This is a genomic window from Streptomyces sp. NPDC051664, from assembly GCF_044453545.1.
Taxonomy (GTDB): domain Bacteria; phylum Actinomycetota; class Actinomycetes; order Streptomycetales; family Streptomycetaceae; genus Streptomyces.
Genome location: NZ_JBITCU010000001.1, coordinates 703,594 through 718,904, shown reverse-complemented (window position 1 = coordinate 718,904; position 15,311 = coordinate 703,594). Strand labels below are relative to the sequence as shown.

General features: G+C 69.3%; 17 protein-coding genes and 1 pseudogene. 10 read left to right on the top strand and 8 right to left on the bottom strand.

Annotated elements, in window-relative coordinates:
- Positions 1 to 119: 119 nt before the first annotated feature.
- Positions 120 to 491: a WhiB family transcriptional regulator gene (locus ACIA8E_RS03235; RefSeq protein ID WP_030915067.1), complete on the top strand. Its 372-nt coding sequence runs from the start codon at positions 120 to 122 to the stop codon at positions 489 to 491.
- Positions 492 to 708: 217 nt separating this feature from the next.
- On the opposite strand, the gene glpX is transcribed toward ACIA8E_RS03235, so the two are convergent.
- On the bottom strand, positions 709 to 1,740 hold the full coding sequence (gene glpX, locus ACIA8E_RS03230; RefSeq protein WP_030915070.1) for a class II fructose-bisphosphatase: 1,032 nt from the start codon (positions 1,738 to 1,740) through the stop codon (positions 709 to 711).
- A 166-nt stretch (positions 1,741 to 1,906) separates the two neighbouring features.
- On the opposite strand from glpX, the gene ACIA8E_RS03225 reads away from it, so the two are divergent.
- Positions 1,907 to 2,425 (top strand): DUF4245 domain-containing protein, encoded by a 519-nt coding sequence (locus ACIA8E_RS03225; RefSeq protein WP_399293701.1) that lies wholly within the window; start codon positions 1,907 to 1,909, stop codon positions 2,423 to 2,425.
- A gap of 67 nt (positions 2,426 to 2,492) precedes the next feature.
- Here the strand turns inward: ACIA8E_RS03225 and ACIA8E_RS03220 are convergent, their stop codons facing one another.
- The 4 genes from ACIA8E_RS03220 to ACIA8E_RS03205 form a co-directional block, all read right to left on the bottom strand.
- The gene (locus ACIA8E_RS03220; RefSeq protein ID WP_399293699.1) at positions 2,493 to 3,083 is read right to left on the bottom strand and encodes a malonic semialdehyde reductase; all 591 of its coding nucleotides are present in this window, start codon (positions 3,081 to 3,083) and stop codon (positions 2,493 to 2,495) included.
- A gap of 229 nt (positions 3,084 to 3,312) precedes the next feature.
- A complete protein-coding gene (locus ACIA8E_RS03215; RefSeq protein WP_389029455.1) occupies positions 3,313 to 3,561 on the bottom strand; it encodes an exodeoxyribonuclease VII small subunit in 249 nt (82 codons plus the stop codon).
- A gap of 121 nt (positions 3,562 to 3,682) precedes the next feature.
- Positions 3,683 to 4,894: an exodeoxyribonuclease VII large subunit gene (gene xseA / locus ACIA8E_RS03210; RefSeq protein WP_399293695.1), complete on the bottom strand. Its 1,212-nt coding sequence runs from the start codon at positions 4,892 to 4,894 to the stop codon at positions 3,683 to 3,685.
- Positions 4,895 to 4,934: 40 nt separating this feature from the next.
- Positions 4,935 to 6,284 carry an APC family permease gene (locus ACIA8E_RS03205; RefSeq protein ID WP_399293693.1) on the bottom strand — a complete coding sequence of 450 codons (1,350 nt, stop codon included), beginning with the start codon at positions 6,282 to 6,284 and terminating at the stop codon, positions 4,935 to 4,937.
- A 136-nt stretch (positions 6,285 to 6,420) separates the two neighbouring features.
- On the opposite strand from ACIA8E_RS03205, the gene ACIA8E_RS03200 reads away from it, so the two are divergent.
- The gene (locus ACIA8E_RS03200; RefSeq protein WP_399293692.1) at positions 6,421 to 7,461 is read left to right on the top strand and encodes a 4-hydroxy-3-methylbut-2-enyl diphosphate reductase; all 1,041 of its coding nucleotides are present in this window, start codon (positions 6,421 to 6,423) and stop codon (positions 7,459 to 7,461) included.
- Between the two features lie 83 nt (positions 7,462 to 7,544).
- Entirely contained in the window at positions 7,545 to 8,282 is a 738-nt protein-coding gene (gene ppgK, locus ACIA8E_RS03195) for a polyphosphate--glucose phosphotransferase (protein WP_399293689.1), read from the top strand.
- Positions 8,283 to 8,321: 39 nt separating this feature from the next.
- Here ppgK and ACIA8E_RS03190 read toward each other — a convergent pair whose 3' ends face one another.
- The gene (locus ACIA8E_RS03190; protein ID WP_399293836.1) at positions 8,322 to 8,807 is read right to left on the bottom strand and encodes a DUF6542 domain-containing protein; all 486 of its coding nucleotides are present in this window, start codon (positions 8,805 to 8,807) and stop codon (positions 8,322 to 8,324) included.
- Between the two features lie 300 nt (positions 8,808 to 9,107).
- On the opposite strand from ACIA8E_RS03190, the gene ychF reads away from it, so the two are divergent.
- The 5 genes from ychF (at position 9,108) to ACIA8E_RS03165 (ending at position 13,720) form a co-directional block, all read left to right on the top strand.
- Entirely contained in the window at positions 9,108 to 10,196 is a 1,089-nt protein-coding gene (gene ychF / locus ACIA8E_RS03185; RefSeq protein WP_399293686.1) for a redox-regulated ATPase YchF, read from the top strand.
- 223 nt (positions 10,197 to 10,419) lie between these two features.
- The gene (locus ACIA8E_RS03180; RefSeq protein ID WP_399293684.1) at positions 10,420 to 10,704 is read left to right on the top strand and encodes a hypothetical protein; all 285 of its coding nucleotides are present in this window, start codon (positions 10,420 to 10,422) and stop codon (positions 10,702 to 10,704) included.
- A complete protein-coding gene (locus ACIA8E_RS03175; RefSeq protein WP_399293681.1) occupies positions 10,686 to 11,099 on the top strand; it encodes a DNA-binding protein in 414 nt (137 codons plus the stop codon). Before ACIA8E_RS03180 ends, ACIA8E_RS03175 begins: the two co-directional genes overlap by 19 nt.
- Positions 11,100 to 11,556: 457 nt before the next feature.
- Positions 11,557 to 12,312: an AAA domain-containing protein gene (locus ACIA8E_RS03170; RefSeq protein WP_399293833.1), complete on the top strand. Its 756-nt coding sequence runs from the start codon at positions 11,557 to 11,559 to the stop codon at positions 12,310 to 12,312.
- Entirely contained in the window at positions 12,281 to 13,720 is a 1,440-nt protein-coding gene (locus ACIA8E_RS03165; protein WP_399293678.1) for an ATP-binding protein, read from the top strand. Before ACIA8E_RS03170 ends, ACIA8E_RS03165 begins: the two co-directional genes overlap by 32 nt.
- Before the next feature lie 121 nt (positions 13,721 to 13,841).
- Here the strand turns inward: ACIA8E_RS03165 and ACIA8E_RS03160 are convergent, their stop codons facing one another.
- The gene (locus ACIA8E_RS03160; RefSeq protein WP_399293676.1) at positions 13,842 to 14,261 is read right to left on the bottom strand and encodes a hypothetical protein; all 420 of its coding nucleotides are present in this window, start codon (positions 14,259 to 14,261) and stop codon (positions 13,842 to 13,844) included.
- Here ACIA8E_RS03160 and ACIA8E_RS03155 point away from each other — a divergent pair.
- Positions 14,203 to 14,346: pseudogene (locus ACIA8E_RS03155) on the top strand (ABC transporter permease); the annotation flags it as partial. The gene ACIA8E_RS03160 and the pseudogene ACIA8E_RS03155 overlap by 59 nt on opposite strands.
- An 84-nt stretch (positions 14,347 to 14,430) precedes the next feature.
- Here the strand turns inward: ACIA8E_RS03155 and ACIA8E_RS03150 are convergent.
- Complete coding sequence (locus ACIA8E_RS03150; protein ID WP_399293673.1) at positions 14,431 to 15,183, bottom strand: carbonic anhydrase; 753 nt, start codon at positions 15,181 to 15,183, stop codon at positions 14,431 to 14,433.
- Positions 15,184 to 15,311: the final 128 nt, after the last annotated feature.

Below are 15,311 nucleotides of genomic sequence, written 5' to 3'. Positions count from 1 at the left end.
TCGGGCGACCGCAATTCCGTCACCCGGAAGTCAGTGCCACTCAGTGCTTAGGCGCACGCACAGCGGGTAGGGAGTGCTGCATCGTCTCTCGCTCGCGAAGCCGTCGTCAGGAGTAGACCGTGCTGCAACTGCCGCATCAGCCCCTGCAGGTCGCCGCCGTTCCCACCCAGGGCACTCCTGCTCGGGAGGACCAGGCCGGCCCCTGGCACTCGGAGGCGGTGTGCCGCCGGGACGAAGCCGGGCTGTTCTTCGCCCCGTCGAAGGAGCCGACTGCTGCCCGACTGTCCCGCGAGGAGTCCGCGAAGCGGGTCTGCGCGCGCTGTCCGGTGATGGTCGAATGCCGGGAACACGCCTTGGTGCAGCCCGAACCGTACGGGGTGTGGGGCGGCCTCACGGCTGCCGAGCGCCGTGTGGTGCTCGCCCGCCGCAGGCGGCGCGAGGTGGAGCTCAAGGCGGCTGCCTCGGCCGACCACATCGCCGCAGCCGGCTGACCGGCCCGTACGGCACTTCTGCACCGACGGCCCCGGACCGACGCCCGGCCCGACCGCCCTGCGCCGACGCCTCGCACCGACGCGGAGAGGCGCCCCCACCGCACATGGGGGGCGCCTCTTCGCGTTCCGACGGCTCCGCACGGGCTGCCGTGTGTCGCCGCTGCGCGGCTCCTGTCCGGCGCGGCTCCTGTCCGGCGCGGCTCCTGCCTCGCGCGGACTACTTCGCGCGGTCGAAGTCGATCGCGCTGTAGGCGCGCAGCTTCGACAGCCGGTGGGTCGAGTCGATCTTGCGGATCGTGCCGGACTTGGACCGCATCACGATCGACTCGGTGGTCGCCGTCTCGCTGCGGTACCGCACGCCGCGCATCAGCTCACCGTCCGTGATGCCGGTCGCGACGAAGAACACGTTGTCGCCACTGACCAGGTCGTCGGTGGACAGCACCCGGTCGAGGTCGTGCCCGGCGTCCAGCGCGCGCTGCCGCTCCGCCTCGTCCTTCGGCCAGAGCTTGCCCTGGATGACACCGCCGAGGCACTTTATGGCGCAGGCCGAGATGATGCCCTCGGGGGTGCCGCCGATGCCCATCAGCAGGTCGACGCCGGTGCCCTCACGGGCGGCCATGATCGAACCGGCGACGTCGCCGTCGGTGATGAACTTGATCCGGGCGCCGGTCTCGCGGATCTCCTTGACGATGCCCTCGTGGCGCGGGCGGTCCAGGATGACGACGGTGACGTCCTCGGGGGCGGAGTTCTTCGCCTTGGCGACCCGGCGGATGTTCACCGAGACCGGGGCGTTGATGTCCACGAAGTCGGCGGCCTCGGGGCCTGTCACCAGCTTGTCCATGTAGAAGACCGCGGACGGGTCGAACATGGTGCCGCGGTCGGCGGCGGCCAGCACGGCGATCGCGTTCGGCATGCCCTTGGCGTTCAGGGTCGTGCCGTCGATCGGGTCCACGGCGATGTCGACCTCGGCGCCGGTCCCGTCACCGACCCGCTCGCCGTTGAAGAGCATGGGCGCTTCGTCCTTCTCGCCCTCGCCGATGACGACGACGCCGTTCATCGAGACGGTGGAGACGAGGGTCCGCATGGCCTTCACGGCGGCGCCGTCGGCACCGATCTTGTCACCGCGGCCGACCCAGCGCCCGGCAGCCATGGCGGCGGCCTCGGTGACCCGGACCAGCTCCAGCGCCAGGTTGCGGTCGGGGGCCTCCGGGGAGACCTCTAGTTGTGACGGCAGGTGATGCTCGGACATCGGAACGCACCTTTCTGTACGGCGACGACCGGAAGAGGGTGCTGTGACTCTATCGTCAGGTCGACAAAATGAGCAGACCGGGTCACGTATGAGCGGCCTCGCCGGCCGGTTGCCATGGTGGCCGCCCCTCGGTCGTGCCCGTCGGGCGTAATGCGAACATGGACCCGTGGCAAGCAAGCGAGGCAAGCAGACAGTGCGGGACATGTTCCTGTCGATGGCGGTGATCTCGGCCGTCGCCGGGGGTGTCTACATTTTCGTACCGCACGACGACAAGGCCAACCCGGTCAAGGCGGTCGACTACCGGGTGGAGCTTCTGACGGCGCGGCGTGCGGCGCCGTATCCGGTGGCCGCGCCCGCTGGTCTGTCCAAGGACTGGAAGCCCACCTCGGTCAGCTACGAGCGTGAGTCGGGCAACGGCTGGCACCTGGGCTTCCTCGACCCGGACGGCAAGTACGTCGCGGTGGAGCAGTCCACGTCCCCGGCGAAGAAGTACGTGTCCGACGTCAGCCAGGACGCGAAGAACACCGGGCGCACGCAGCGGGTCGCGGGCGAGACGTGGCAGCACTGGAAGGGCCCGAAGTACGACGCCCTGGTGCGCCACGACGACGGCGCGACCACGGTCGTCACGGGCTCGGCCTCGACGCAGCGGCTGGCGGAGATGGCCGCCGCCCTCAAGACGTCCTGAGCCAGGCATACGGAGAAGGCCCCGGAGCACGCGGTGCTCCGGGGCCTTCTCCGTATGAACGGGTGGATCAGACGGTCTTGACGACCTCGTCGTAGGCGAGACGCGGCGAACGCGGGAACCAGGCGTCCTCGCCCGGCTTGCCGATGTTGACGACCATCAGCAGGCTGTGGTCGGCGTCGAGGAACTCCTTCTCGATGCCCGCGGCGTCGAAGCCGGTCATCGGGCCGGCGGCCAGACCGGCGGCGCGGACGCCGATGATGAAGTACGCGGCCTGCAGGGCGGCGTTCAGCGAGGCGGCCGACTCGCGGACCGGGCGCTCGGAGAAGAACGCGTCCTTGGCCTGCGGGAAGTGCGGGAACAGGGCCGGGAGCTCCTCGTGGAACTCGTTGTCGGCGGCCAGGATCGCGACCAGCGGGGCGGTGGAGGTCTTCGGCTGGTTGCCCTCCGCCATGTGGCTCACGAGGCGCGCGCGGGCGTCGTCGGAGCGGACCAGGACGACGCGCAGCGGCGACTGGTTGAAGGCGGTGGGGCCGTACTTGACCAGGTCGTATATCGCCTGGACCTGCTCCTCGGAGACCGGCTCGTCGGTGAAGGTGTTGGCGGTGCGGGCCTCACGGAAGAGGAGGTCCTGGGCGGCGGGGTCAAGAGCGAGGGACATCTTGCATTACCTTCCGGGCGAAATGAGGATCAAGCGGTACGGCGACGGTAACCGAGGGATAGGTTAACTTTCAACTAAAACCTGGCCTGAGTGATCCACTCCACAATCGTGTGCGTGGATGACGTGCCGGGCCCGCCGCGATTTCCGGCGAGTCGCACAACCGCCGCGCGCTCGGATCCATTCCGGGCCGGGGCGGACCGGCCCGCCCCGGATCCCTACGGCTCGGGAGTCACCCGGCGTCGTCCTGCTGGTCCGTCCCGGGCTGGGCAAGGGCCTCGTCCAGGCGGGCCCGGGCTCCTTCCAGCCAGCGCCGGCAGACCTTGGCCAGCTCCTCGCCCCGCTCCCACAGCGCGAGGGACTCCTCCAGCGTCGTGCCGCCCGCCTCCAGGCGCCGTACAACCTCGATCAGCTCGTCGCGCGCCTGCTCGTAGCCGAGCGTGTCCGTGGCGGCAGCTGCCGTTGTCGCGTCGTCGGTCATGTGATCCACCCTATGTGTGAGCTACGACAGCCAGGTCCGAACCGCGTCCGCGGCTGCGCCGGGTCCGGGCGACGGGGAAAAGCCGGGTCCGGCGAAGAAAAAAAGGGGCTGCCCCACCGGCTCACTCGGCCACCCGCACGGTGAACTCGCCCTCCGACACCCGCGCCCGCAGCTCGTCGCCCGGCGCCCCGGCGTCCGCGGGGGAGCGGACCACATGACCGTCCGGCCGCTGCAGCACCGCGTACCCGCGCTCCAGCGTCGCCGCGGGCGACAGCGCGACGACCCGCGCCCGGGTGTGGGCGAGCTCCGAGTCCGCCCGGTCCAGCAGATGCCCCAGCACCCGGCGGCTGCGCCCGATCAGCGCGTCGACCTCCGCCGCGCGCTCGTCCACCATCCGCAGCGGCTGCTGCATGGAGGGTCGGCCCAGCGCGTGCGCCAGCCCCCGCTCCTCCCGGTCGAGCAGCCCCCGTACGGTCCGCAGCGCCCGGTTCCGCAGCTGCTGCACCCGGTCCAGCTCCTCACCCACGTCCGGCACGACCTTCTTCGCCGCGTCCGTGGGCGTGGACGCCCGCAGATCGGCGACCAGATCGAGCAGCGGGGAGTCCGGCTCGTGCCCGATCGCGGACACCACCGGCGTACGGCACTCGGCGACCGTACGGATCAGCTGCTCGTCCGAGAACGGCAGCAGGTCCTCCACGCTGCCGCCGCCGCGCGCCACGATGATCACGTCGACATCCGGCAGGTCGTCCAGCTCCTTCACCGCCTGGACCACCTGGTTCACCGCATGCACACCCTGCACCGCCGTATTGCGCACCTCGAAGCGCACCGCGGGCCAGCGACGCCGCGCGTTCTCCAGCACGTCGCGCTCGGCCGCCGACGCCCGCCCGCAGACCAGGCCGATCAGCTGCGGCAGGAACGGCAGCGGCTTCTTCCGGTCCAGGGCGAAGAGCCCCTCGGCGGCCAGGGACTTCTTCAGCAGCTCCAGCCGGACCAGCAGCTCACCGATGCCGACCGGCCGTATCTCCGTGGCCCGGAGGGACAGCTGGCCGCGGGGCGCGTACCACTCGGGCTTGGCGAGGACGACGACGCGGGCGCCCTCCGTCACCACGTCCGCGATCCGGTCGAAGACCTGCCGGAAGCAGGTCACGCTCACCGAGATGTCGTGCGACGGGTCGCGCAGGGTCAGGAACACCACCCCGGCGCCCGGCCGCCGCGACAGCTGGGTGATCTGCCCCTCGACCCAGACGGCCCCGAGCCGGTCGATCCATCCGCCGATGAGCCGTGACACCTCGCCGACGGGCAGCGGGGCTTCCGCGGAGGTATTGAGAGCCATGCGAGCGAGCGTATCCGCCACCACGGACAACGAGGCAGCCCTACACAGCCGGGCCCCGCCCCCACTGCATCGCCAGCACCACCAGCCCCACCCCCAGCCAGCAGACCCCCACCACCTGTGCGCTCGTCGTCGCGTTGAGGATCACCGCGATCAGCACCCCCGCACCCACCACGGGCACCAGCACATGCCGCCACCAGCTCGGCGGCCCGTCCATCCTTCGTACGGCGAACCAGCCGACCACCGACGCGTGCAGCAGCACGAACGCCGTCAGCGCACCGATGTCGACCACCGACACCAGATGGTCGAGGCCGTCGTCGCGGCGGGCCGCCCAGACCGCCGCCACCAGCGTCACGGCCGCGGCGATCAGGATCGCGGGGCGCGGCACTCCGGACCGCGGGTCGATCCGGGCCAGCAGAGAGGGCAGCCGCTGCTCCCTGGACATGGCGAACAGCAGCCGCCCTGCCGCCGCCTGCCCGGCCAGCGCCGCGAACGCCGCCCCGATCGCCTTGCTGATCGCCACCAGGTCGTGCAGCCACGAGCCCACCGCGAAGTCGACCGTGTCGTAGAACGCCGACCCCTGCCTGGCCGGTTCGGCGGCCAGATCCGCCGACGTCATCGGCTCCAGCAGCGCCGCCAGATAACCCTGAGCCACGAACAGCACCCCCGCGAGGACCAGACAGAACAGCAGCGCCCGCGCCACTTTCTCCGAGCCGCCGGTGACCTCCTCCGCGAACGAGGCGATGGCGTCGAAGCCCAGATACGAGAGCACGGCCACCGACACCGCACCCAGTACCGCCTGCAGGGAGAAGCCGGAGTCGCCGGTGAACGGCGTCCACCAGCCGCGCTGCGCCCCGTCCCGGACGAGAACCACCACCGCCGACACCAGGAAGACCAGCAGCACCACGATCTCCATCGCGAGCACCGCGAAGCCGACCCGTGCCGCGGCCCGTACACCCCAGAGGTTGAGCAGCGTGGTGATGACCACCGCGAGCGCCGTCCACACCCACCGCGACACCTCCGGGACCAGCGAGTTCATCGCGATCCCGGAGAACAGATAGGCGACCGCCGGAATCAGGAGATAGTCGAGCATCGCCATCCACCCGGCGATGAACCCGGGCCCTTCCCCGAGCCCCTTGCGCGCATACGTGAAGACCGAACCCGCCAGTGGGGCCACCCGCACCATCTGCGCGTAACTGAAAGCGGTGAAGCCCATGACGACGGTCGCCGCGACGTACACGAGCGCGACCGCGCCGTCCGATCTCGCGTCGAGCGTGCCGAAGACGCCGACGGGCGCCATGGGGGCGATGAACAGCAGCCCGTAGACGACCAGATCCCGGAACCCGAGCGTCCGCCGCAGGGTCGCCCGGTCCGCCGTACTGCTGCCCGCCATGAACCCTCCGTCGGTCGCACGGACACGGTCGCGGCCGTGGCATACGTGGCATAGCCGGGCGTACACGTGGTGAACGTCGCGTACGGCTCAGTCTCCCGACCAGGCCGAACCCTCGCCTGTTCGGTACGGCCTTACGATGGGACGCATGACTGCTACGCCCAGCCCGTCACGCGCCGCCGCCCCGAGTGCGGGCACCACGCGCCGCAGTGACGCCCGCCGTGTCCTGCTCGCCGCGCCCCGTGGCTACTGCGCGGGCGTGGACCGTGCCGTGATCGCCGTCGAGAAGGCCCTGGAGCAGTACGGGGCCCCGATCTATGTCCGCCACGAGATCGTGCACAACAAGTACGTCGTGCAGACCCTGGAGAAGAAGGGCGCGATCTTCGTCGACGTCACGGCGGAGGTGCCCGAGGGCTCCATCGTGATGTTCTCCGCGCACGGCGTCGCGCCGACCGTGCACGCCGAGGCCGCCGAGCGCAGGCTCGCCACGATCGACGCGACGTGCCCGCTGGTGACCAAGGTCCACAAGGAAGCCGTCCGGTTCGCCAACGAGGACTACGACATCCTCCTGATCGGCCACGAGGGCCACGAGGAAGTCATCGGCACGAGCGGTGAGGCGCCCGACCACATCACACTTGTCGACGGCCCCGAGGACGTCGCCCGTGTCTCCGTGCGCGACGAGTCGAAGGTCGTCTGGCTCTCCCAGACCACGCTCTCGGTCGACGAGACGATGGAGACGGTGGACGCGCTGAAGGAGAAGTTCCCGCAGCTGGTCTCGCCGCCCAGCGACGACATCTGCTACGCCACGCAGAACCGTCAGATCGCGGTGAAGAAGCTCGCCGAGGACGCCGAGCTGGTCATCGTCGTCGGCTCCAAGAACTCCTCGAACTCGATCCGCATGGTCGAGGTCGCCCTCGACGCAGGCGCCCCCGCGGCGCACCTGGTGGACTTCGCGAGCGAGATCGACGAGGCCTGGCTGGAAGGTGTCACCACGGTCGGCCTCACCTCCGGTGCCTCGGTTCCCGACGTGCTGGTGGACGGCGTACTGGAGTGGCTGGCCGAGCGCGGCTACGGCGACGTGGAGACGGTGAAGACGGCCGACGAGTCGATCACCTTCTCGCTGCCCAAGGAGCTCCGCCGGGACCTGCGCGCAGAGGCGGCGGCGCTCACCGCCGAGTGACTCCTTCCGTTCTCCCCCCGGGAGAGTGGCCCGTGCTCCGGGAAGGTGAGCGGGGTGCCGCGCCAGCCCGTACGGTGGATCGCATGCAGATCTTCGGCGTGGACATCGGCGGATCCGGGATCAAGGGTGCTCCCGTGGACCTGGACCGCGGAGAACTGGTGCAGGAGCGCCACAAAGTACTGACACCGCATCCGGCCACGCCCAAGGACGTGGCCGACTGCGTGGCCGAGGTGGTCGGCCACTTCGACTGGTCGGGCCCGGTCGGCATCACCTTCCCGGGCGTCGTCACGGGCGGTGTCACCCGCACCGCGGCCAACGTCGACAAGGGCTGGATCGACCATGACGCCCGGACGCTGCTCGGCGAGAAGCTGGGCCTTCCGGTGACCGTCCTCAACGATGCCGACGCGGCGGGAATCGCCGAAATGACCTTCGGCGCGGGGCGCGACCGCAAGGGGACCGTGATCATGCTGACGCTCGGTACGGGGATCGGCAGCGCGGTCTTCACCGACGGGCAGCTCGTACCCAACACCGAGCTCGGCCATCTGGAGCTGGGCGGCCACGAAGCGGAGAAGCACGCTTCCACGAAGGCCAAGGAGGACGAGGAGCTGAGCTGGCACCACTGGGCGCACCGGGTGCAGAAGTACCTGGCCCATCTGGAGATGCTGTTCACGCCCGAGCTCTTCATCATCGGCGGCGGAGTCAGCCGAAAGGCCGACAAATTCCTGCCGCTGATCGAGCATGTGCGGGCCGAGATGGTGCCGGCCGAGCTGCAGAACAACGCGGGCATCGTGGGCGCGGCGATGGCGGCGGCAGGCAAATAGCCGTTTTGCGCCCCTGTCCAGCCCCTGCGCCTGCCGGTGTCAGGGCTTTGGACGCCGGGCGGGCCGAGCCGCCTTCGTGGCCGCCCGCATCCGCCGCCGGCGCTGCCGCATCAGTCGGACCTTGCGTACGGTGGCGATGAGCCCGGCGATGAGCGTGCCGCCGTACAGCCAGCCTGCATGGACGGCGAGCGCCGTGACCACCGCCATGGTCTGCCCGCCGAAGCCGCCCGTGCCGCCGGCGATCGGAATCACACCGACGGCGAACGCGATCGGCACACTGATCGGTGCGGTCACCAGGTCCGCGGGCCGCACCCAGAGCGCGGTCAGCGCGCTGACCGGCAGGAACAGCACCCCGTACAGGATCGACGAACCATCGAACAGCAGCCAGTCGAGGCAGGCCAGCGCGAACATGACGGCGGCGGCGAACAGCCCCGCACCGATGCCGGTCAGTCGCGGATTGGGCAGCCTGCGCAGCGCGAGCAGGGCGGGCGGCACCCGTCGTGCCCGCCCGTCGGGCGTGACCACCACGCGGTAGACGGTGGTGGTTTCGTCGATGGTGCTCTGCGGGGACGGTGGGGCCTGCTGCGACGACTGCCGGCGCTGAGGGGGACGTGTTCTGGGCTGCTCCACCGGGACAACGTAGGTCGCGAGGTGGGAGGGAGGAGGCGTTGGACACGCCCTTTGGGTGACCTTCGCGGTGAGTTCGATGCCACATGGTCGAACGGGAACCGCATCGGCCCCCGACCGGACGCGTGAATGCCCGCTCGCCCCCGCCCGTAAACTGGAGAATCGGCCCACCCGTCCTTACTCCAGGAAGTCGCCAACGTGTCGCTCACGATCGGAATCGTCGGTCTGCCGAATGTCGGCAAGTCGACCCTGTTCAACGCCCTGACCAAGAACGACGTGCTGGCGGCCAACTACCCGTTCGCCACGATCGAGCCGAACGTCGGCGTCGTCGGGGTCCCGGACGCCCGTCTGAACAAGCTGGCCGAGATCTTCGGCTCGCAGCGCCTGCTCCCGGCCACCGTCGACTTCGTCGACATCGCGGGCATCGTCCGCGGCGCGAGCGAGGGCGAGGGCCTGGGCAACAAGTTCCTCGCGAACATTCGCGAGTCGGACGCGATCTGCCAGGTCATCCGGGCCTTCAAGGACGAGAACGTCGTCCACGTCGACGGCAAGGTCTCGCCCAAGGACGACATCGAGACGATCAACACCGAGCTGATCCTCGCCGACCTCCAGTCGATCGAGAAGGCCGTCCCGCGCCTCACGAAGGAGTCCCGCCTCCAGAAGGAGAAGGTCGCGGTCCTCGCCGCGGTCGGGGAGGCCCAGCAGATCCTGGAGTCCGGCGAGACGCTCTTCGCCGCGGGCATCACCGCAGCCACGGAGAAGGGCAAGCTCCTCCACGAGCTGCACCTCCTCACCGTCAAGCCCTTCCTCTACGTCTTCAACGTCGACGAGGACGAGCTGGTCGACGAGGACTTCAAGAACGAACAGCGTGCCCTGGTCGCCCCCGCCGAAGCGATCTTCCTCAACGCCAAGATCGAGTCCGAGCTGATCGAACTCGACGACGACGAGGCCCTCGAACTCCTCCAGTCCATGGGCCAGGAAGAACCCGGCCTGGCCACCCTCGGCCGCGTCGGCTTCGACACGCTGGGCCTGCAGACCTACCTCACGGCAGGCCCGAAGGAAGCCCGCGCCTGGACGATCAAGAAGGGCGCCACGGCCCCCGAGGCGGCCGGTGTCATCCACACCGACTTCCAGAAGGGCTTCATCAAGGCGGAGATCGTCTCCTTCGACGACCTGGTGACGATGGGCTCGGTCGCCGAGGCCCGCGCGAAGGGCAAGGCCCGCATGGAGGGCAAGGAGTACCTGATGCAGGACGGCGACGTGGTGGAGTTCCGCTTCAATGTGTAGCCGCTGACTTATCATCACGTCGCTGATCTGGCAAACGTGCAGGTCAGGGAGGGTCCGACTTTTCAGGGTCGGGCCCTTTACGTTTTCCCGTGCTGGGATTGTGCTGGGATGGGATGAGGGCGACCGTGCCGGGTTTCGGACGTGCGCCGCGTGGTGGCTCCAGCTCGGAAGGCGGGAACGCGGGCCCGTGGCACTTTTCCTACTCGTTTGACACACTGGGGGTATGGGTGAGACGACGTACAGCATCGGGGAAGGTCCGGCGACGCGGGTGAGTCTGTCGCTGCCGGAGGGGACCGCGGAGGCGATCCGGGCGCGGGTGGGCAAGCGGGAGTTCTCCGCGTTCATTGCCGAGGCGGTCGAGCGTGAGTTGCGTGGGCAGGTCCTTGACGAGTACTTGGCGGACTACGAGAGCCGTAAGGGGCCGGTGTCCGAGAAGGCCCGGCAGCGGGCGCGGCAGGTCTTCGACGAGGTGTTCGTTGAGGAGGGTGAATGGCCCGCCGCAGGCTGAGTCACGAGGGGACGCTGGTCCTCGACAGCGAGGGACTGTCGAAGCTGCTCGCCGACGACGAGCAGGTGGTGGCTCTGATCGCCGAGGCGCGCTCGCGTGGCATGGAGGTCGTGATCAGTGCGCTCACCATCATCGAGGCCGTCCACGCCCGTACGAACACGTCCCGCCTGAACTGGGTGCTCTCCGGACTGCGCGTAGTTCCGGTGGGCGACGAGGAGGCGAGGGCGGCCTCGAAGCTGCTGATGAATGCCGGCTTGCACGGACATAAGTACGCGATCGATGCGGCGGTCGCCGAGGCCGCGCTGCGACAACACCGCCCAGTAGTCATGCTGACCTCCGATATCGACGACATGGCCAAACTCTGCGGCGATCACGTTCGGCTAGTGGGGATTTGATCGCCTCGGACTACGGTGCTGCCTTCTTGGCCGAGACCCCGCAGGAGTCCGCCCGGGAGCCCCTCTTGGCGGGATTGCCAGTGGTCAACGCGAGGCCGGCCTGGTACCACTGATCAAGGTCCGGGCAGCACGGTCGTAGTGGGGGAACGTGGGCTGGCAGGAAGAAGTCGTCTCGGTGCTGGACGTCTGGGTGACGCACGAGGGGGTACCTGCGCGGGAGCCACGGTGGCGCCCCCTGGGGCGAGCGGTGCGAGGGCGGAAGCCGGGAGAGTGCGTAGTCGATGTGCGCGGGTCCGAAATCGGGACGGACCAGCTCCAGGGGGACAGTCTGCGGCTGGCCGGGCCCGATGAGAGCAGTATCGACGCGGGCCACTCCGTGCTCGACGTGTACAGGGACGGCACCGCCCTTCGGGTGCGTGTTCCGGAATTCGCAGACCCAGTAGATACCTATCTGTGGATGAAGCCGCAGCCCACCGGATTTCTCGTCCAGGTGCTACGGGACGGCCTGGCTTCGCTCACCGATGCTCCGCTGGCCCACCTCATGGCCCGGGGCGACGCGGGCGCGGGCCGGCTCGCTCCTGTCGGACTACCGCCCGGCACGCTTCTGCCAGCCCAAGATTGCGCCTATCGCGCATGCACGGGCGAGGGTTTGTGGCTGGTATGGGGACCACCAGGCACTGGCAAGACAACGGTCCTGAAGCGCGCCATCAGCGATCTGGTCGCCCGAGGTAAGCGGGTCCTGCTGGTCTCGGCCACCAACATCGCCGTGGACAACGCCCTTTGGGGCGTGGTGAAGGAAAGGCGGCATGGTTGCGGAAGCCGACCGACTCGGCCATCCCAGGCGCCATGCGCTGGTGGCAACGCTGAAACCTCGTGTGGCGGAAGACCAGGCGTACCGTGCGGCGCTGGAACGCCGTCATCGCGAAGGGTCCGACTCCTCGGAGTCGGACCCTGGTCTTTTCCCGTGCTGGGATGGTGCGGGAAACCTGATCCCTCGTCACCCGTCATCACCGCTGCTCACCTCTACCGTGCTGGGTTTCGGTCGGGCTTGTGCGCTGAGCGGTCACAGCTCCACAGGCGGCTGCCGTGTCCGCCGCTGCGCGCTCCAGTAGGTCACGGATGTGAAGTAAGATTCAATCTACGTAAGAATCTATCTACGTTGATTACCTCAGGGATGCCTCGTGGAGTTCCAAGGTCGGGCCGGAGATCTTGAGCTGTTGGCCGAGCAGTACCGGACAGTGGCAGAGGGTGCTGGAGCCACCCGGGGGCGGGCCGTGATCATGACGGGCCGGCGCCGAGTGGGGAAGTCGCGACTGGTCCAGGAGTTCTGCGACCGCTCGGGAGCGCCGTACGTGGTGTTCCAGGCCACCCGGGGGCGCAACCCTGTGACGGAGCGCGCCGACTTTGTCGCGACCCTCGCGCAGTCACTGCTGCCGGGGGCGGAGCTGGTCGCCGGCCTCCAGGCGCAGGACTGGAACCAGGCCCTGCGCTCGCTGGCGCTCGCGGTACCCGATGACTCACCCAGCATCGCGGTGATCGACGAGGTGCCCTGGCTGGTCGAGCAGGATCAGGAATTCGAGGGTGCACTCCAAACTGTCTGGGACCGTCACCTGTCTTCCAAGCCCGTGCTTCTGCTGCTGGTCGGCAGCGATACATCGGTGATGGAGGCACTGCAGTCGTACGGGCGCCCGTTCTTCGGTCGGGCAGCGAAAATGACCGTTCACCCCCTGAACCTGGCCGACGTGCAAGCCATGACCGAGCTCGACGCCGCCGAAGCTGTCGACGCCCAGTTGATCACTGGCGGCTTCCCCGAGATCGTGCAGTCGTGGCGGCCGGGAATGGGGCGTACGGCCTTCTTGCAGGCTTCGGTCGCCAATCCTCTCTCGCCCCTGCTGGTGGCAGGCGAGCTGTCCCTGCTGGGCGAATTCCCCGAGGCTTCGCACTCACGGGCCGTACTGGAAGCGGTCGGCAGCGGTGAACGCACGTTCAGCGCGATCGCAGCCCGGGCAGGCGGCGCCGGCGCGCTGCCGTCCGGCACGCTCTCCCCGTTGCTGGCCATGCTGCAGGCAAAGCGAGTCCTGGCCGCTGATCTCCCCCTGTCCGTCAAGCCGGACAGCAAGAACAAGCGCTATCGGATCGCCGACCCGTATCTGCGGTTCTGGCTGGCCTTCCTGGCGCGCGCGATCCCACTCGTCGAGCGCGGCCGCGGTGACTTGGCATTGGAACGCATCGAGCGGTCATGGGCCACTTGGCGCGGGAGAGCGGTCGAGCCACTGATCCGCGAGTCCTTGCTGCGTCTGATGCCCGATGACGAGTGGCCCGGGACCGAGGCCATCGGCGGTTGGTGGAACCGCCAGAACAACCCCGAGATCGACCTCATCGGTGCAGACCGTGAGCCGGTGGCCCGGCAGGTGCACTTCGTCGGGTCGATCAAGTGGCTGGAGACCCAGCCTTTCGGCCGTCATGAGTACGACGCCTTGGTACGGGACACGCTCGCCGTCCCCGGTACCGCGCCGGACACTCCGCTCGTCGCGGTCTCCCGCTGCGGTGTGGCCGATGATCTGCCGCTGACCGCGCACTGGGGACCGGAGGACCTCGTACGGGCGTGGCAGTCCCGATAGCCGTGGAGCCCGAGGTCTCTCACCTCGCGAGTGCCTCCTGGAACTGGTTGCCGCATCCGGCAACTGTGGACGGCGGCACGGTTGCTCACCCGGGACGCCGCCGCGAACCCACGCGCCCGCCTCACCCGTTGAGGAACTCCGCACACCGGTAGGGGCCCAGCGAGGTGCCGTCGGACGGCCGCAGGGTCACCTCGACCTCGTCGGCCCTGACCTTCGGGTCGAGTACGGACTGGGCGCGCGCCAGCGTGCACACCACCTGCCCCGTTCCCTGGTCGCGTCCCGTCACCGCATAGGGGCCGTCGAGACGGACCGTGACGCGGGTGCCCGTTCCGGTCACCGAGTAGCCGCCGAGCTGGACGAGAGAGGTGAGCCCGTCGCGCTGCTCGGCGGGCGGCGGCCCCCCAGCGAGCAGCTTCACGACCGCGTTGAGGTCCTTGACCTCCCTGTCGAGCAGGGGCACCCCGCGCAGCCCGCTGTCGGATGCGAAGTACTGGACCGCGGTGGTCCCGCCCTGGTCCCTGGCGGGCGGCCTGGCCTCCACCCTCCTGATCGGCGTGGTGGCGGGTCGCTATCCGGCGATCCGCGCCTCCCGTCTCCACCCGACGGTGGCTCTGAACGCGACGTGAGGCGGCGGCGTACGGACCTGCTTCGGGTGCCTCGGCGGAGCCGTCCCGTCCGTCCTCACCGGCCCATCGGGCCCGGCCGGCCGGTCAGGAGGGCGCGCCGGCCAGGACTTCCACCTTGCCGGTGTCGAGCGAGTAGTAGGCGCCGACCACGGCAAGGGCGCCCCTCCCCACGAGTGGGGCCAGGTCCTGGTTGGAGCGCAGGTCGGCCGCGGTCAGCGTGACCTGGGCGCGGGCCATGGTCTCGACCGGATCGGTACCGCCTTCCCGGACCGCCTGCTCGTACGCCGGCCGCAGAGCCTCGGCGATCGCCTCCAGGTTTCCCGGCAGCGGCTTGCCGGCGCGGATGGACTTGTACGCCGCCTCGATGGCGCCGCAGCGCTGATGCCCAAGGACCACGATGAGCGGAGTGCCACTCGTCATGGGTCCGTACTCCACGGAACCCGTGACCACCGGGCCGACCGCCTCCCCGCCGGTGCGCATCACGTACAGGTCACCCAGCCCGGTATCGAAGAGGAGCTCGGGCGGCACCCGGGAGTCGATGCACGCGAGGATCGACCCGAACGGCTCCTGCGTCTGGGACACGAGCTGGCGCCGGTCCGGATCCCGGTCGGGATGGTGCAGATCTCCGCTCACCCAGCGCTTGTTGCCGTCCATCAGTCTCGCGAATGCTGCGGCGGGCGTGGCCGGCCGTGCCTCCGGCGAAGCGCTGCTCGTCGGCGAAGGGCCGCTCGCCGACGGGGCGGCGCTCGTCGATGAGCATCCCGCAAGCGCAACCGTGGCGACCGCAAGTCCGCCGGCGAGCAGAGCTCTGCGATCCGGATGTCCCGTACTGTCCATCGGTCGTTCCCCTCAGTCCGCTGAGCCACGTTCTACGTCTTGACCAGGGCGATTGTTCAGTGCGGCGTGGGAACCCGACGGCAGGCGCACGAGGACATGCGCTGCTTTGCCACCGACGGCCCACAGAG